Raw genomic sequence first — 16,649 nt, 5'->3', positions numbered from 1 at the left:
TGCATCACGGCGCCGACCCCCGCCCCTCATATCGGGCATATGGGGGGCGGGGGTCGGTGTCGTGAGGTGCCCTGCTGATCGCCGACAAACGCGGTGACGATTGCGATCGCTGCGCTAGAGGTCTCCGGCAAAGGGCAAGCGAGACATCGCGTCCGAGGTCATCCACTCGCGCAGGCGGTGGGTGGCCCGGACGTCGTCCTCGTTGTACCAGAGCAACCGCTGCCGCTGATCGACGTCGAGCTCGTCGCCGTTCATCCCCACCGCGGACCGGTACCAGCGCATGGAGTTCTCGCCGCCGGCCTCTGGATCACGCCACGAGAACCCGGCGGCCGGCGCGATCACCTTCAGGCCCTTGCCGTGCGCGCACAGGAACTGCTCGCGGACGATCCCGAACAGGTCCACCCACGAGTCCGACCCGATGAACTCCTTGACCTGCGCGATCGTCGGGATCCCAGGCTTGCCCGCGAACCGTTCCGCCGACGCCAGCAGCCAGCGGTTCTCGGCGAGCTCGTTGTAGCAGTAGGCGCGGAACGACAGCCCGCGTGCCTTGGCCCGCAACCGGATGCCGGTCAGCCAGGTCCAGAACTCGGCGAACGAACGCGCCTCGTCGTCGCACGGCAGCGCGTCCCACGTCACGAACGCGCGGTAGCCGTGCTCCTCGTCGATGTCCTTTCCGGACAGCAGGCAGCCCCACATGTACGCGCCCAGATCGCCGAAGCTCTCCATGTCGACGTCGACCTCGACGTCCGCGCGCGGCACCTTCATCTCGGGTACCCGGCGCACCAGCGTCAGGTCGCGCAGCCAGGCCCGTGCCAGCACCACGGCGTCGCCGAACGGCATGCCGACGAGCTGGACCGGGCCTTCCGCCGACGGATCGAGCTCGGCCAGCTTGTCCACAGTGGACAGGCCGATCTTGCGCAACGCCGCCGCGTCCTCGCCGCGCACGACGAGGCTGACGTCCCTGCCCTGCTTCAGGTCACGGTCGCAGGTCGGCCACCACGGGCACGTCTTGCAGTCGACGATCCGCGACGGGCGGGCCAGCGGGTCCTTCTCGTTCGCGGCCGCCAGCGCCACGGCCAGCCGGTCGCTGAAGCGGGCGTCGTACTCGGCCAGCGCGTTGCGGCCGCCGGGCCACGTCGGCGCCTCGAGGTCGTGCCACAGCACGACGTCGGCGTCCATGCCGATCACACCACCGGTGGCGCGGCCGTTGCGCGCGTAGCCGGCGGCCTGCAGTTGCCGTTGCGCGTGGGCCAGCCGCAGTTGGTCACGGGGCTGGGGACGGACCTTGCGGTGCGGGTCCGTGCGGCTGCCGTCGGGCAACGGCATCGTCAGCGGGCTCGTGCGGGCGCCCTGGCCGGGGTCGGTGATCTTGTGGCGGACCACCAGCACCGGCACGTAGCCGGTGGAATCCTTGACCAGCAGGTCGATTCCGCCTCGACGGCCACCGCGTGGATCGCGGGGCAGCGCCGCGCCCCAGATGTACTGCGCGCCCATCTCCATCGCGGCGAGCGTCACGCGTTCGCGGTCCGCGCTGCGCACGTCGGGTCCGCTCGGCACCTCGAAGAGGTTCGAGCCGACGATCCGGCCGAGCGCGTCCGCCACCGCGCGACGGTGGCTCGTCGCGTCCGCTTTCCGTTGTTCCGATGCCGGATCCGGCGCCGCCTTGGGAGCGTCGCGCATTTCCGGATCGTTTTCGAGGTGCACCCGCCGCCGACAACGAGTGACCACGCCGGCGTCTAGCTGCACCTGGGAAGTCACAGGATGCAGGGTATGTCGCGCGTCGGGGAGATGTGTCGGCAACCTGGGCAGTAAGTTTCACCTGACGGAGGAGGTGTACCCGAATGGCGCGCAAAGCGAAGGCAGGCTTCACGCCCGGCCGAGCCAAGAACCTGGTCGGTGTCGCGAAGGTGGTGGCGCCCGCGCTCATTCCGGTGCTGGCCCCGGTGATCGCCCGCGGAGCTGGGGTTTTGAGCGAGCAGTACGACCGCTACCGGGCACGCAGGCTCGGCATCGACGTCGCGGACATCGGTAGGTACTCCGGATACGGCGCCCGGCTGCACGCGCGAATTGTCGGCTTTTCGGAGTCGCTGGAGACATTGCGGGCAACAGATTCCGATTGGGTTTCGAAGACCGAGGCCCGGCTGACGCAGTTGCTCGCCGCTGTTCGCGCATCTGAACGCATGCCGACGGCCCGGCGCAAAGCAGCGCACCGGGCCGTCGGGACTGATCTGGAGATGATGGAGCAGGAGTTGCTCAGGCGTCTGAACGTGCGCTGACGTCCGGTGTCCTGCCGGTCGCCTCGGCCACGGCCTTGACCGCCGCCTCCTCGACCACCTGACCGGGGTCGAGGTGCGCGGTGACCTCCTCCATCACCTCGGCGACACGCTCCTCACGCCTGATCATCGGGTCGGAACGCAGGTCCTTGGCCAGCGAGACGCACAGCCCGACCATGACGACCATGAACGGCAGCGCCGCGATGATCGTCAGGTTCTGCAGCCCTGTCAGCGCGTTCGACCCGCCGACCAGCAGCATGACCGCGGCGACGGCACCGGTCAGCACACCCCAGAAGATCACCATCGGCTTCCTGGGCCGGATGGTGCCCCCCTGCGAGAGCGTTCCCATCACGATCGACGCGGCGTCGGCGCCCGACACGAAGAAGATCGCCACCAGGAGCATGACGATCACTCCGGCGACTCCCGCCAGCGGGAACTGGCCGAGCAGCGAGAACAGCTGCGACTCGGGCGTCGACTGACCGGCGAGGTCCACTCCGTTGCGCTGCTCGTAGATCGCCGTGCCGCCCAGGATCGCGAACCACACCAGCGACACCGCGGACGGCACCAGGATCACACCGGCCACGAACTGCTTGATCGTGCGGCCACGCGAGATCCGCGCGATGAACATGCCGACGAACGGCGTCCACGAGATCCACCACGCCCAGTAGAAGATCGTCCACCCGGACAGCCACGTCTGGGTCGCGTCGCCACCCGAGGCGGCGGTCCGGCCGGCCATGTTCGCGAGCTCGCGGAAGTAGTCGCCCAGCGCGGTCGGCAGCAGGTTCAGGATGAAGATCGTCGGGCCGACCACGAACAGGAACAGCGCCAGCACGAGGGCCAGCACCATGTTGATGTTCGACAGCCACTGGATGCCCTTGGCGACACCCGAGACGGCGGACGCGACGAAGGCCACGGTCAGGATCGCGATGATCGCGACCAGCAGGCCCTTGCCGACGTCAGCGGCCCAACCGGCCGCCTCCAGCCCGCTCCCGATCTGCAGGGCGCCGAGACCGAGGGACGCGGCCGAGCCGAAGAGGGTCGCGAAGATGGCCATCACGTCGATCGCGCGTCCCCAGCCCGACGAGGCACGACGGCCCAGGAGTGGCGTGAACGCCGCGCTGATCAGCGAGGACCTGCCGCGGCGGAAGCAGCTGTACGCGATGGCGATGCCGACGATGGCGTAGATCGCCCACGGGTGCAGCGTCCAGTGGAACAGCGTGGTGGCCATCGCGGTCTCGAGCGGATCGCCCTCCGTGCCGGGCGGCGGTTTGACGAAGTGGGTCAGCGGCTCGTTGACGCCGTAGAACATGAGGCCGATGCCCATGCCGGCGCTGAACATCATCGCCACCCAGGACACGGTCTTGAACTCGGGTTTCTCGTCGTCCTGGCCGAGCGGGATCCTCCCGTACCGGCTGAACGCGAGCCACAGGGCGAAGACCACGAACCCGGAGGCCGAGATCACAAAAGCCCATCCCAGATTATGGATGATCCAGCCGAGCGCGGCCTTCGAGGCGGCGGCCAGCGAGTCTGTTCCTACGATTCCCCAGGTCACGAATGCAAGCGTGAGACCTGCGGCAACGCCGAACACAACCCGGTCGGTACGGCCCGGCCTGTCGCATTGAACGGTCATGAGGCCCTTTGTACCCGCTCGTAGACCTGGCCAAACCCATCCGATTACCCTCAGATCTCGTGAGCACCCGGACGAGTGAGTTGCGCACCCTTCGCGGTGCCGCGCTCGCGCTGACGTCTGCCGCGCTCACGATCACCGCCCACGGGCTGGGCGGCGGCGAGATCTCCGAGTTCATCCACGCGCTGCCGCTGGTGGCGCTGATCGCGTTCGCGGCGGCGTCACTGGCCGACAAGCGCACCGGGAAGCTCTCGATCATCGCCGGCCTCGGCACGGCCCAGCTCGCGCAGCACCTACTGCTGACCTGGGTCAACCACGAGCACACGAACACGCTCACCGGCCAGATGCTCGTGGCGCACCTCGTCGCCGCGACGCTGACCGGCATCCTGCTGTTCCACGCCGAGAACGCCCTGTTCAGACTGGTCGCCGCCGTCACCCGCCTGATCCCCCGCAGGCTCACGCCGCTGCCGGTCTCGACGCCGGTGCGGACGTTCACCAGCACGCCGTACCTCCAGAACGCGCACCACCTGGAACTGTCGCGGGCAAATGGGCGGCGTGGCCCGCCCTGTGACTCCTGATCATCCGTATCCCCCCTGCAGACCCCCTTTGGCATCAGGAGCCACAACTTCATGTCGACAAATCGATTTGGCGTGCGCACGCTCGCCGTTCTCGCCGTTGCCGGAATCGCCGTCCTCGGCACCCCGACCATCGCGTCGGCCCACGTCAGCGCCCAGCCCGCGGAGTTCACCCAGGGCGGCCGCGCGACCTTCGCGTTCCGCGTCCCGAACGAGCGCGACAACGCCGGCACCATCAAGATCGAGGTGACGCTGCCGCAGGACACGCCGCTGACCTCGGTGCGCACCAGGCCGCTGACCGGCTGGAAGGCCGAGGCGGTCAAGGGCAAGCTCGACAAGCCCGTGACGATCGCCGGCAAGGAGATCACCGAAGCGTTCACCTCGATCACCTGGACCGCCGAGCCCGGCACGAAGATCGGCGTCAACGAGTACCAGGAGTTCTACGTCGCCCTCGGCACCCTGCCGGAGAAGGACACCCTGCTCCTGCCGACCAAGCAGACCTACGAGAACGGCGAGGTCGTGGACTGGAGCCAGGCCGCCGGTGCCGACGGCAAGGAGCCGGAGCACCCGGCGCCCGCGCTGAAGCTCGCCGCGAAGAAGGCCGGCGACGACGGCCACGGTGGCCACGGCACGACCCCGGCCGCCGGCAGCACCGACACGCACCAGGCGTCCGCCGGTTCCGACCAGACCGCCCGCTACCTCGGTGGCGCCGGTCTGGCCGTCGGTGCGCTCGGCCTGGGCTTCGGTGTCGGCGCGATCCTGCGTTCGAGGCGCAAGGCATGAAGCGCGCTCTGATCGCGTTCCTGTTCGCTGGTGCGGCCGTGCTCGTCACGGCCGCCCCCGCGGCGGCGCACAACGCACTGATCGGCAGCGACCCGAAGGACAAGTCGTCGCTGGAGGTCGGTCCCTCGACGGTCACGCTGACGTTCGACCAGGACGTGCAGGGCGGCCAGGGCATCAACACGATCTCGGTGGTCGACTCGAACGGCGGCCACTACGAGGTCGCGGGCGACCCGACGATCAAGGACACCACGGTCTCCGCGAAGGTCAACGCCCTGGGCAAGGCCGGGGAGTACAAGATCGGCTACCGCATCGTGTCCGCGGACGGGCACCCCGTCTCCGGTGAGCTGACCTTCACGCTCACCAAGGACGGCACGGGCACGCCCACCGCGGCGACGAACAACGCCGCGTCCGGCGACTCGGGTTCGAGCGACGGCCTGCCCATCTGGGTCTGGATCGCCGGTGCCGTGGTCCTGCTCGGCGGCGGCGTGTTCTTCGCCCTGCGTGGCGGAGGCGCGAAGGCATGAGCGACGTCCGGACCGCCGCCCCCACCCACTACCGCGTGCTCGCCGGACTCGTGTTCGGCGCGCTCGCGGGCGTCGCACTCGGCCTCGTGCTGGCACCACCCCTCGTGGTCGCCGGGGTCGTCGACGCGGGGGCGGCGGTCCGGTACGGCCTTCCTGTCACACGGGTGCTGCTCGACATCTCGGCGACGATCGTCGTCGGGCTGTCGATCCTGCCGAAGCTGCTCGGCTTCGACCGGCCGACGCACACCGAACCCGTCATGCGTATCGCCCGGCCGGCCGCGGTCATCGCCGCCGCCGTCTGGGTGGTCACGGCCCTGACTGCGATCGTCCTGCAGGCCGCGGAACTGCGTCCGGGCAGCGACGTCAGCGTCGGCAACGCGATCGACTACATCGCGAACATCGGCGCCGGCAGGGGCCTGCTGTTCAGCGCGGCCTGCGCGTTCGTCTACCTGATCATCGGCGTGATGGCGGTGCGCAGCGGCGAGTCCGTACCTGCTGAGCTGCGAATTCTCGTCTCGATGTTCGGGTTGCTGCCGATCCCGGTGACCGGGCACGCCTCCAACTGGAAGTACCACGACTACTCGATGGTCTCCATGGAGCTGCACGTGCTGGGCGCCGCGGCGTGGACCGGCGGGCTCGGCGCGTTGATGGCGCTGGTCGCCTACCGCAAGGGGCTGCTGGCGATCGCGCTGCCGAGGTTCTCGAAGATCGCGACCGTCAGCCTGGTCGTCGTCGCGGTCACGGGCCTGTTCAACGGGCTGCTGGAGCTGGTCCTCAACCCGGTCGTGCCGTTCCCGCAGTCGCTGTTCACCACCGGCTACGGCTTGCTGTTCCTGGGCAAGACCGTCTGCGCCGGGCTGATCGCGGTACTCGGCGCGCACATCCGGTGGCGGCTGCTGCCGAAGATCTCCCAGCACAAGGTCACCGCGATCGTGCAGTGGGCCATCCTGGAAGTGACGATCATGGGCGTCGCCTTCGGGCTCGCCGTCGTGCTGAGCCGCGCTCCGGTCAGCTGAAGCCCGTCGCGACCCTGACCAGGTCGGCGAGTGCGCGTGACCGGCTGTGCGGTGGCCACGCGATCACCGTCGTGACCTGGGGTGCGTCGACGACCGGGATCGCGACCAGACCCTCGGCCAGCCCGTTGAGGGCGACTTCCGGCAGGACGGCGACGGCCCGGCCGAGCTCGATCAGCTGGAACAGCTGGGTCAGGTTGCGCACCTCGGCCCCGGCACCGTCCGGGTAGGTGCCGTCCCGGCGGGGCCAGCGCGCGAGTTCCGGCAGGTCGCTGACGTCGGCCACGCGCAGCCGGGACCTGTCGGCGAGCGGGTGTGCGGCCTGCATGACCGCGACCTGGCCCTCGCTGGTCAGGACCTCCACGTCGAGGCCTGTCGTCGGGTCGTACGGCTCGTGCAGCAACGCCACGTCGGCCCGTCCGTCGAGCAGCGGGACGTGGGTGTTCGACTCGCACAGCAGAAGCTCGACGGGCACGGCTCCGGGCTCGCCGGCATACGCGTCGAGCAGCTTCGCCAGCACCTCCCCGGAACTGCCGGCCTTGGCGGCCAGCACCAGCGACGGCCGGTCGGCCGCGGTGGCACGGGTTCGCCGTTCGGCCGCCGCGACCGCACCGAGGATCGCCCTGCCCTCCGCCAGCAGCACCTCGCCGGCACAGGTCAGCGAGACCCTGCGGCTGGTCCGGATCAGCAGTTCGACGCCGAGCCGGTGTTCGAGCTGGGCGATCGCTCGTGAGAGCGGTGGCTGGGCGATGCCCAGGCGTTCGGCGGCGCGTCCGAAGTTCAGTTCCTCGGCGACCGCGACGAAGTATCGGAGCTCTCGGGTCTCCACCCCACCACGGTATCCATACCGGCCGGGTATCACTGCCGCACCGAAGCGGTGTTGGTCCTGACGGCTTTCCCGACCACGATCAAATACATGAGCGAACAGACGATTGCGCTGGTCACCGGCGCGAACAAGGGCATCGGGTACGAGATCGCGGCAGGCCTCGGCGCACTGGGGATCAGCGTCGGAGTCGGGTCGCGGGACCGCGAACGCGGCGAGGAAGCGGTGGCGAAACTACGTGCGAACGGCGTCGATGCGTTCGCTGTGCCGTTGGACGTGACCGACGACGAGAGCGTGATTTCCGCCGTGTCTCTGCTCGACGAGCGGTTCGGCCGCCTCGACGTGCTGGTGAACAACGCGGGGATTGCAGGGCCGTGGCCCATGGCGCCCTCAGTCGCGACTGCGGAGAGCCTGAGGGAGGTGATGGAGACCAACGTCATCGGCGTCGTCAGGGTCACCAACGCGATGTTGCCGCTGCTGGGACGGTCGGTGCGGCCACGCATCGTCAACCAGTCGAGCCATCTCTCGTCGATGACCCTGCAGACCACACCGGGCGTGGAGCTGGGCGACGTCGACGGGGTCTACACGCCGTCGAAGACGTTCCTGAACGCCATCACCGTCCAGTACGCCAAGGATCTCACCGGTATCAAGGTCAACGGCGCCTGTCCCGGGTACGTCGCCACCGAGTTCAACGGTTTCCAGGGACACGAGACGCCGGAGAACGGCGCGAGGATCGCGATCAGGCTGGCCACGCTGCCCGACGACGGTCCGACCGGCGGTCTGTTCGACCACGCAGGAACCGTGCCCTGGTGAAAACGGGTCAAATGTTCAACGTGAAACATCCACTGAGTCGGACGGACTCGGCGAGTGGTCCGATCGACGCGACGAGCTGCGCACGAATGGACTAGTCGGTGATCAGTCGGGCCGAAGATTCTTCACGCATCCGCGCCAGCCGGTTCATCGTCCGCTGACCGCGGCGGTCCAGCTCACGGCTGTCGATCCAGCCGTTGGCGTAGTAGCGGTAGTCCTGAGCCAACGCCACGAGTTCGGCGAGGTAATCGGCGGATCGTCGCCGGCGATCCTCGTCGAAGCCCGCCAGCAGCGGTAACTGGGTGTCCACCACCTCGTCGAGCAACTGCGCGGACCGCAGCGCTCTCCTGGAACGCCACCTCCGAGTAAGGCTCACGCGCCGCACCTCGTCCTTCGCCCCGACCTGCCGCACCTTAGGCGTGGATTTCTCGCCCGTCGATGCTGCATTCGTGTGCGAAGGCCCTGGCGTTACCGGTTCGTGTCCCACGCCATCCAAAAGTGGTGCTATAGGGCCCAAACGAGATTGGAACTAGGCGGCCGACTCGGTTCCGGTGAACCGGGCGACGCGGTCCGCGAGCTCGCGGGCCTCGGGGTTGTTGCGGCGCTTGTCGGCTTCCTGGCGGAGCGGCTCCATGCGCTGCTTGGTGCGCACCGACTTGAGGCTTTCCGACAGGTCGACGGCCTGGCGGCCGATCTTGGCGCCGTGGTCGATGTCGCCTTCGAGCAGGTGGTTGATCGCCATCGAGGTCAGGTTGAACGAACGGCTGCGCGCGTACTCGTCGCCGAAGTTGTTGATCGCCTTGGACAGCGCGGGGATCGCGGTCCTCGTGTACTTGGCGTCCACGGTCTGAGCCAGCTCCGTGTGCACCGTGCCGATCATGGACGAGAGGCCGATCTCGTTGAAGAACCGGGCCCACGCGGGCGCTTCGGCGATGTTCGAACGGGAGAACTCGTCACGGGCGCGGCCGAGCAGCTTGAGCGCCTGCTCGTCGGAACCCATCTTCGCGTAGGCCCAGGCCTCGTTGGCGCACAGGATGCCCACGGCCAGTTCGGAACCGGAGTTCTGCGCGGCCAGCTGGCCCAGCTGGAACACCTTCAGCGCGTCGTCAGGGGCGTTCTGGTGCAGGTAGACGCGGCCCATGCGGTACAGGATGTTCGCCATCAGCGCCTCGTTCTCGCCCTGCTTGGCGAGGTCGAGCGCCTGACCGAAGTGGTTGCGGGCCGAGTCCATCAGACCCGTGTCGAACGACGTCCAGCCGGCCAGGTTGTGCAGGTCCGCCAGTGCGACGAAGAGTCGCTGGCGAACGATGTCCGTAGAGCTGGCACCGAGCATCTGCTGTCCCCAGGACAGCTGGGCGACCACCGCGTCGCGGCAGGAACCGCCGCCGTACTGGTAGTCCAGGGCACGCAGAGCCCGCGTCGCCGCTTCGACCTGGCGCACATCGGTCATGCCGATGCGTCCCGGAGCCGGAGTCTGTGTGGGGTGTGAAACCCACGACCCGGAGTCCGCTCCGAACACGGCCGCGCCGACTGTCACGGCGGCGGCGTGCGCGAGGAACTTCCGACGCTTCACCGACTCGTCCTCCTCAGGATGGGGTGAGTCCGCGGTCGCGGCCACCCGTACTGCCGTTGTCTCGTCATAGGCGAGACCCATGTATCCACGTGGGACACCCAGGCCGATGGCGATCCTCGTCAGGACGTCGTACGCCATCACCTGGCGTCCCTTGAGAATCTCCGAGACCTCGGACTGCGACTGACCAGTGAGCGCCGCGATCTGGCGCTGGGACACGCCGTGCCTTCGGAGCAGCCGGTAGACCGAGCTGATCTCTCGTCGGGCCAGTGCGTCCCGCATCTCCTGTTGGTCCCACACGTCGGCGGGGATCGGAGAGCCCTGGGAACTCATGGTGTTCATCGCGCACCCTCACAGTCCGTTGGGCGTCATCGGCAGACTAGGGGCAGGTCCCCGAGCCCGAGAAGTCCTCTTCGGCGGAGCTGATCGGCTCTACCGAACACCGCTTACCGCTCACCGTAAGACTTCCACCGGTGGGCGCTGTGACGTCCCGTTCCGGCATGAATCATCGCAATCTGGATTCCGGTAAGCGAGTGAGCACGGAGAGGAACGACCTAATAGTGGACAGCTCCTCCTCAGGCTCCACCTCCATTGTGGAGACGGGTGACACCGAATCCACATGGCGCGGCATGACCGGGCAACGTCGGATGTGGCAGATCAGCTGCGGCGACGTGGTCGACCGGGACCGCCAGCTCACCGTGAAGGTCGTTCAGGGCCAAGTGGTCCTGGTAGGCCCTCCGGGTGAGACGGCAGTCTTGTCCCAGGACCAGCTCGTACAGCTCAGGGCTGCGCTACGCGAAGCCGCCGACCAGGCGGAAAGGTGACGGTGACGTTCAATGGACGCGATCCTCGGACAGGTTCTTCGCAACGCTGTGTGGGAACGCCTCGACCTGCTCACTGAGCTGGCGAGCCGCGCGGACGCCCCGTCCCTCCTGTCGGTGGCTCGATCCGAGCTCCCTCGGCTGACCGAGGGATGGCGTGCTCTGCTGGCAGCGCACGAGCCGGACGAGAAGGGCAACTGCCCCGAATGTTCCGGCCGCTGGCGCCAGCAGAAGTCACCTTGCTCGGTGTGGCGCGCCGCGTACGAACACCTGGTCGCGGGCGGACTCGCCCCGCGCCCGGCTCGCCATCTGCGCGAGGCCCCGGTGACTCCTCCTGTCACCCGGTCCCGCCGCGCGGTGGCTCGAGCCCACTAACGGGCGTTTGCGACTGACCTGGCGTCCCCCCGACACGACCAGGTCTGCAAACCGCCTACTGACCGGTGGCCCGCGATGTGCGAACCCCCGACCGCTACATCGCGGGCCCCGGTCAGCTTTACAACTCCACAGATTCCCGCGGGCCGGTGACGTGCACCTTCCCTCCCCGACCGTCGCCGGTCCGCGGTCACCAACCACGGCCCTTGTCTGCACCTCCCGCGCAGGCAAGGGCCGTTTTCATGTCTTCTAGCGGTGGGTGCCGGTCTTCCAGGTCAGGTACGAGGTCAGGCCGGGGAACAGCCGGCCGGAGATCTCGAACGCCTTGAGCTGCCACGGGAACAGGTGCTCGGCGCGTTCCTTCTCCACGGCGTCCACGATCGCCTTCGCGCACTGCTGCGGCGTGACCGTGGGGATCATCCGGGCGATCGCCGGGATCCGTTCCTCCGCACCGGGGTTGTTGGTGAAGTACGCGCTGGAGACCTTGCCCGGCACCACTTCGCTGACGCCGACGCCGGTCCCGCGCAGGTCAAGGCGCAATGACGCGGTCAGTCCCCTGAGCGCCCACCGCGCTGACTGGTAGCCCACGCAGCCGGGAATCGGCAGCCGTGACACCGGTGAGTTCACGTTGACGATCCAGCCGGAGCCGCGCGACCGCATGGCGCCCAGGTACTCCCTGGTCAGCAGCAACGCGGCCATGTACGGCACGGCGGTCATGGTGACCAGCTCGTCGGACGACGTGTCGTCGAGGAACAGCCAACGCCCGACACCCGCGTTGTTGACCAGCACATCGGGGGCGGGAACGTCCTCGGCGAGTGCGCGGATCTGCGTGGCGTCCGCGAGATCCGCCGGATGAGCGGCCGCCGAGCCGCCGAACTCCTTGATCCGTTCGACCTGCAGATCGAGCAGTTCGGCGCTCCGGGCCACAAGGTGGACGTGTGCGCCATGGGCGGCGAACCGGAACGCCGCCTCCGCTCCGATCCCCTGGGACGCTCCCGTGACCAGAACCTTCTTGCCCTCGACCTGCATCAGACCACCGATCGCACTCGACTCATCAACACCGCGGCCAGCGTCGTCGCCAGCGCGGAGACCGCGAACAGACCGCGGTATCCGCCAAGGTTGGCCAGGATCAGCGCGGTCAGCAAGGGGGCGATGACCTGCGGCAACGCGTTGGCCACGTTGAGCACGCCCAGGTCCTTGGCTCGATCGGACGCGGCCGGCAGCACCTGTGTGAGCAGCGCGATCGCGACGGCCCAGTACGTGCCGAAGCCGACGCCGAGCAGCGGGGAGGCGATCAGGACGCCGATCCAGGTCGGCCAGACCACCAGGATCAACGCCGCCAGCGCCATCACGGCCGCGGCGCCGTACACATACGGCTTGCGACGACCGGAACGATCACTCCGTGCGCCGAACAGCACCGCTCCTGCGGCGAGCGCCACCCCATAGAGCGCCATGAGCACCAGCAGCCCGTCCTCCGGCGACTCGTGGTGGACCACGTCGCCGAGGAAGTAAAGGAGGTAGAGCGTCCCGAACGCGTTGCCGAGGTTGATCATCAAGTGACCGCCCCACGCCCACGCGAAGTCAGGGTTCTGCCTGGGCGAGATCCAGAACGTCGGCTTGACCGGCTTCACGATGAGCTGCGTGTCCGGCGTGCGCAGGACGAAGAAGATGGCACCGGCCAGCACGATGACCGCACATGCCAGGTAGCCGGCCTGAAGTCCGCTGACCAGCAAGGTCACCACGACCGCGCCCAGCACCGTGCCGAGCATCTGGCTGATGCCGATGAGTCCGCCGACCTGGGCGCGTTGCTCGACCGGCACCCGGTCCGGCACGGCCGAGGTCAGCGCGGCGAGCATGCCGCCGATACCGGCCTGCACCAGGCACCAGCCGATGGTCATCACGACGACCGACGGCGCGTTGGCGAGCACGGCGAGACCGACGGCACCGATGACGGCGCCGGCCAGCGTCCACGGGTGGCGACGGCCGAACCGCGAGGTCGTGCGGTCGGACAGGAAGCCGATCAACGGCACGACCAGCAGCGACACCAGGCCGCCGAAGCCGGTGACGATGCCGAACACCAGCTCCTTGTCGGCCTTGTCCAGCATCTCGGCCTGCTGCGGCAGCAACACCTGGATCGGCGCGTAGACCGCCAGCCACAACCCGAGGTTCGCGCAGAACAGCCAGGCCATCCAGCCGCGGCGAACCCGCACCACCGGCTCGGCGAGGGCTTCACTCACCGCTGATCACCCTTCTGTACCAGTGGAACGAGTCGCGCGGCGTGCGAGCCTGCGTCTCGTAGTCGACCTGGACCAGGCCGAACCGCTGTGAGTACCCGGCTTCCCACTCGAAGTTGTCGAGCAGCGACCACACGAAGTACCCGGCGACGTCCGCCGCCTGCGCGGCCTTGAGGTGTCCGTCGAGGTAGGAGATCCGCTCGGCGTCGTTGATCTCGTCGGGGAAGCTGCAGCCGCTCTCGGTGACGTACACCGGTGGCAGGTCCGGGTGCCGCTCGCGCAACGTCGTGATCATCTCGGTCAGCCCGGCCGGCACGATCGGCCAGCCGAACCCGGTGCGCTCGTACTCGTCGATCTCCACCAGCTCGAACGGCAGCGGGTTGCCCTCGGACGGCGCCTTGAGCCGCGTCGGGTTGTAGTAGTTCACGCCGTAGAAGTCGAGCGGCTGGTGGATCATGGCCAGGTCACCATCGGCGATAGGCAGAAGTTCGGCGACTGCGTCGGGATATCGGCCCGACAGCATGGGATCCGCGTAGATCCAGTTGTGAATTTCGCTGTAGGCCTCGGCAGCTGCTACGTCGTTCGGCCCAACCGGCCACGCGGGGGTGTGGTTGTTCGCCGTGCCGACGGCCTGCGCGTTGAACGACCGGAGCACTTCGACCGCACGGCCGTGAGCGAGGTTCAGGTGGTGGGCGGTCGGCAACGCGTCGATGAGCAACGTCTTGCCGGGAGCGTGCTCGCCGATCGCATAGCCCTGCAACGTCACCATCGCGGGTTCGTTGATCGGGATCCACAGCTTCACGCGGTCGGCGAGCCGGTCCGCGACCAGCGCCGTGTAGTCGGCGAACCGGTCGGCGATGTCCCGGTTGAGCCAGCCGCCCTCGGCTTCGAGTTCCAGCGGCGTGTCCCAGTGGTACAACGTCGCCACGGGGGCGATACCGACGTCGACGAGCGCGTCGACCAGGCGGTCGTAGAAGTCGAGGCCCTCGGCGTTGACGGGTCCTTTACCGGACGGCTGGATGCGCGGCCACGCGATCGAGAACCGGTACGCGTTCACGCCGAGCTGCGTCATGAGCGCAACGTCCTCGCGCCACCGGTGGTAGTGGTCGCACGCAACGGAAGCGTTCTGGTTCTCGTGTACAGGAGAGAACTCGTCCCACACGGAGGGGCCTCGGCCACCAGCGTCGAACGCGCCCTCGATCTGGAACGCGGACGTCGACACTCCCCATAGGAAGTCGCTCATCGATCCTCCAAATGTGAAACTTGTTCGGATCGTAGGCGTGTTGCCAGGTTCAGGGAAGTGAAAGAGCCGTACAACAGGCAAGATGGAAGTACCCGAACTACTGGGAGTCGCCGTGACGAGCACCACCCCGCTTCGCCGTCAGCCCGTCCAGCAGCGCAGCGCCAAGAGAGTCGAGCGCATGCTCGAAGCCTGCGCCACCCTGATCGACGAGGTGGGCTACGACGGCGTCACCACGACGTTGATCGCGGAGAGAGCGGGAGTGGCGGTCGGTTCGCTCTACCAGTTCTTCCCCGACAAGAGAGCCGTCGTGCAGGCATTGACGCTGCGCAACGTCGACAAGTTCTCCCAGGGCATCACCGAACGGCTCGAGCAGGCGACACTCGAGCACTGGTGGGACGCCGTGGACACGGTGTTCGACGTCTACGTGACGATGCACCGCGAGATTCCCGCGTTCGGGAAGCTGCACTTCGGTGACGTCGTGGACATGCGCCTGCTCGACGACCGCCGCGACAACAACGCCGTCATCTCCGACAAGATCTCGGAGCTGATCTCGGTCAAGTTCGCCATTCCGATGGGCGAGGTCGGCCTGCCGATCGCGATCGCCGTCGAGGCCGCCGACGCCGTGATGAAGATGGCGTTCCGCAAGAACCCGACGGGCGACCAGGCCATCCTGACCGAAGCAAGGGCCCTGGTCAGGGGTTACCTGTCGTCACGTCTGCCGGTCTAACCGAAGTTGCGGCGCTCGCCGCGGTACGTGGGCACGGTGCGCTCGATGCGGTCACCGTGCACCAGGTGCACCTCGTCGAACCGCTCGAACAGCTCGCCCGCCTTGGCGTGCCGCATCCAGACGCGGTCGCCGATGCGCAGCTGTTCCGCCGCCTTGCCGGTGACCGGCGTCTGCACCTCGCCCGCGCCTTCGAGCCCGAGCGTCTTCAGGCCGTCGGGCAGGTACGGCGACGGCTGGCGGTCGGGTGTCGGCGTGCCGGACGCGATGTAGCCGCCGGCGAACAGCGTGGCCACCCGCCTGGTCGGCTTGCGCACCACGGACAACGCGAACAGCGCCGCCGGTTCCGGCTTGAACGCCTGGTAGCCGTCGAACAGCGTCGGCCCGAAGAGGCCGGACCCTGCCGCGAGCTCGGTGACCGACGGGTCCGAGCCGGTGAGTTCCAGGCTTCCGGTGCCGCCACCGTTGACGAACTCCAGGTCGGCGACCTGCCGGACCGCGGTGACCACGGCGGTGCGACGCTGGACCAGCTCAGGGCCGGACCTGCCCTGGATGAGCCGGATCCCGATCGCACGAAGCGGCTGGCCAGGAGGGTTGTCGCCCAGGCCGGCGATCTGGCCCTCGTAGGCCATGACGCCGACCAGCTTGAAGCCGCGCCGCTGCACGATCTTGGCGGCGAGCGCCTTGGCCTGCTGAGGCGTGTGGATCGACGAACGACGCGGTCCGATGTGTACGCCGGGCAACGGCCGCCACGAGACGTCGAGCTCCAGGCAGACCCGGATGTCGGCGTGCGGTCCGATCGCCGCGTCCACGAAGTCGAGGTGCTCGGTGGAGTCGACCATGATCGTGACGCGCTGACGTGCGGTCTCGTTGGCCGCGAGCTTCTGCAGCGACGCGCGGTCGGCGGTCGGGTAGGCGACGAGCAGGTCCTCGGTCACGTTCTGCTCCGACAACCACAACGCCTCGGCCAGCGAGTAGCACATGACGCCGGCGTAACCGGGCCGTTCGAGCGCCCGGCTCACGAGTTCGCGCACGCGGACCGACTTGCTCGCGACCCGGATCGGATGACCGGCAGCGCGACGGGCGAGGTCCGCCGCGTTGTGGTCGAAGGCATCCAGGTCGACGATCGCGAACGGAGGATCCAGGTCCTTCGTCGCGGCGTCGAGTCGAGTTCTGCGCATGCTCTGACGGTACGTGCTGAACCCTTGAAACGTGAAGAGCTTTCACTTACGTTACTCGCAGGTCACACTCTCTCGT

Annotated in this window: 18 protein-coding genes; 9 read left to right on the top strand and 9 right to left on the bottom strand. The window is 68.1% G+C overall.

The features are described 5' to 3' along the window. Positions 1 to 114 precede the first annotated feature (114 nt). Positions 115 to 1,758 (bottom strand): TM0106 family RecB-like putative nuclease, encoded by a 1,644-nt coding sequence (locus IG04_RS0130910; RefSeq protein ID WP_030480270.1) that lies wholly within the window; start codon positions 1,756 to 1,758, stop codon positions 115 to 117. A gap of 83 nt (positions 1,759 to 1,841) precedes the next feature. Between IG04_RS0130910 and IG04_RS0130905 the strand changes: the two genes are divergently transcribed. After that, on the top strand, positions 1,842 to 2,276 hold the full coding sequence (locus tag IG04_RS0130905; RefSeq protein ID WP_030480269.1) for a DUF6474 family protein: 435 nt from the start codon (positions 1,842 to 1,844) through the stop codon (positions 2,274 to 2,276). Here the strand turns inward: IG04_RS0130905 and IG04_RS0130900 are convergent. Further along, on the bottom strand, positions 2,254 to 3,903 hold the full coding sequence (locus IG04_RS0130900; protein WP_084402038.1) for a BCCT family transporter: 1,650 nt from the start codon (positions 3,901 to 3,903) through the stop codon (positions 2,254 to 2,256). The two genes, IG04_RS0130905 and IG04_RS0130900, sit on opposite strands and share 23 nt — an antisense overlap. Before the next feature lie 59 nt (positions 3,904 to 3,962). On the opposite strand from IG04_RS0130900, the gene IG04_RS0130895 reads away from it, so the two are divergent. The 4 genes from IG04_RS0130895 to IG04_RS0130880 are packed head-to-tail and all read left to right on the top strand — an operon-like array spanning position 3,963 to position 6,798. After that, the gene (locus IG04_RS0130895) at positions 3,963 to 4,478 is read left to right on the top strand and encodes a hypothetical protein (protein WP_063758337.1); all 516 of its coding nucleotides are present in this window, start codon (positions 3,963 to 3,965) and stop codon (positions 4,476 to 4,478) included. A 51-nt stretch (positions 4,479 to 4,529) separates the two neighbouring features. Further along, entirely contained in the window at positions 4,530 to 5,258 is a 729-nt protein-coding gene (locus IG04_RS0130890) for a YcnI family copper-binding membrane protein (RefSeq protein ID WP_030480266.1), read from the top strand. Next, complete coding sequence (locus IG04_RS0130885) at positions 5,255 to 5,782, top strand: copper resistance CopC family protein (RefSeq protein ID WP_030480265.1); 528 nt, start codon at positions 5,255 to 5,257, stop codon at positions 5,780 to 5,782. The genes IG04_RS0130890 and IG04_RS0130885 overlap by 4 nt, the downstream gene beginning before the upstream one ends. After that, the gene (locus IG04_RS0130880; protein ID WP_030480264.1) at positions 5,779 to 6,798 is read left to right on the top strand and encodes a copper resistance D family protein; all 1,020 of its coding nucleotides are present in this window, start codon (positions 5,779 to 5,781) and stop codon (positions 6,796 to 6,798) included. The genes IG04_RS0130885 and IG04_RS0130880 overlap by 4 nt, the downstream gene beginning before the upstream one ends. Here the strand turns inward: IG04_RS0130880 and IG04_RS0130875 are convergent. Further along, positions 6,791 to 7,624 (bottom strand): LysR family transcriptional regulator, encoded by an 834-nt coding sequence (locus IG04_RS0130875; protein WP_030480263.1) that lies wholly within the window; start codon positions 7,622 to 7,624, stop codon positions 6,791 to 6,793. The genes IG04_RS0130880 and IG04_RS0130875 overlap by 8 nt on opposite strands. Positions 7,625 to 7,711: 87 nt before the next feature. Between IG04_RS0130875 and IG04_RS0130870 the strand changes: the two genes are divergently transcribed. Then, positions 7,712 to 8,431 carry an SDR family oxidoreductase gene (locus IG04_RS0130870; protein WP_030480262.1) on the top strand — a complete coding sequence of 240 codons (720 nt, stop codon included), beginning with the start codon at positions 7,712 to 7,714 and terminating at the stop codon, positions 8,429 to 8,431. A gap of 91 nt (positions 8,432 to 8,522) precedes the next feature. On the opposite strand, the gene IG04_RS0130865 is transcribed toward IG04_RS0130870, so the two are convergent. Together IG04_RS0130865 and IG04_RS0130860 are read right to left on the bottom strand one after the other, a co-directional pair. Next, positions 8,523 to 8,804: a hypothetical protein gene (locus IG04_RS0130865; protein ID WP_090006834.1), complete on the bottom strand. Its 282-nt coding sequence runs from the start codon at positions 8,802 to 8,804 to the stop codon at positions 8,523 to 8,525. Positions 8,805 to 8,957: 153 nt separating this feature from the next. Further along, entirely contained in the window at positions 8,958 to 10,340 is a 1,383-nt protein-coding gene (locus IG04_RS0130860; RefSeq protein WP_030480260.1) for a helix-turn-helix domain-containing protein, read from the bottom strand. Between the two features lie 191 nt (positions 10,341 to 10,531). Here IG04_RS0130860 and IG04_RS0130855 point away from each other — a divergent pair, with 191 nt between their 5' ends. Together IG04_RS0130855 and IG04_RS0130850 are read left to right on the top strand one after the other, a co-directional pair. Next, a complete protein-coding gene (locus IG04_RS0130855; RefSeq protein WP_030480259.1) occupies positions 10,532 to 10,822 on the top strand; it encodes a hypothetical protein in 291 nt (96 codons plus the stop codon). A 12-nt stretch (positions 10,823 to 10,834) separates the two neighbouring features. Next, positions 10,835 to 11,194, top strand: a complete 360-nt coding sequence (locus IG04_RS0130850) for a hypothetical protein (RefSeq protein ID WP_030480258.1) — start codon at positions 10,835 to 10,837, stop codon at positions 11,192 to 11,194. A 246-nt stretch (positions 11,195 to 11,440) separates the two neighbouring features. Here IG04_RS0130850 and IG04_RS0130845 read toward each other — a convergent pair whose 3' ends face one another. From IG04_RS0130845 to IG04_RS0130835, 3 genes are read right to left on the bottom strand one after another with little or no spacing between them, the layout of a single operon-like run. Further along, positions 11,441 to 12,220 (bottom strand): SDR family NAD(P)-dependent oxidoreductase, encoded by a 780-nt coding sequence (locus IG04_RS0130845; protein ID WP_030480257.1) that lies wholly within the window; start codon positions 12,218 to 12,220, stop codon positions 11,441 to 11,443. Continuing rightward, positions 12,220 to 13,380 carry an MFS transporter gene (locus IG04_RS0130840; RefSeq protein ID WP_084402296.1) on the bottom strand — a complete coding sequence of 387 codons (1,161 nt, stop codon included), beginning with the start codon at positions 13,378 to 13,380 and terminating at the stop codon, positions 12,220 to 12,222. Before IG04_RS0130840 ends, IG04_RS0130845 begins: the two co-directional genes overlap by 1 nt. A 40-nt stretch (positions 13,381 to 13,420) precedes the next feature. After that, positions 13,421 to 14,668 (bottom strand): GH1 family beta-glucosidase, encoded by a 1,248-nt coding sequence (locus tag IG04_RS0130835; protein ID WP_030480255.1) that lies wholly within the window; start codon positions 14,666 to 14,668, stop codon positions 13,421 to 13,423. An 82-nt stretch (positions 14,669 to 14,750) separates the two neighbouring features. Between IG04_RS0130835 and IG04_RS0130830 the strand changes: the two genes are divergently transcribed. Then, positions 14,751 to 15,395, top strand: coding sequence for a TetR/AcrR family transcriptional regulator (locus IG04_RS0130830; protein WP_051770999.1), 645 nt, complete (start codon positions 14,751 to 14,753; stop codon positions 15,393 to 15,395). Here the strand turns inward: IG04_RS0130830 and IG04_RS0130825 are convergent. After that, on the bottom strand, positions 15,392 to 16,573 hold the full coding sequence (locus IG04_RS0130825; protein WP_030480253.1) for an amino acid deaminase/aldolase: 1,182 nt from the start codon (positions 16,571 to 16,573) through the stop codon (positions 15,392 to 15,394). The two genes, IG04_RS0130830 and IG04_RS0130825, sit on opposite strands and share 4 nt — an antisense overlap. Between the last annotated feature and the right edge of the window lie 76 nt (positions 16,574 to 16,649).

The sequence above is a fragment of the Lentzea albidocapillata genome (assembly GCF_000719115.1).
GTDB classification, from domain to species: domain Bacteria; phylum Actinomycetota; class Actinomycetes; order Mycobacteriales; family Pseudonocardiaceae; genus Lentzea; species Lentzea albidocapillata.
The sequence above is the reverse complement of the archived record's forward strand: the minus strand, read 5'-3'. Positions and strand labels throughout refer to the sequence as shown.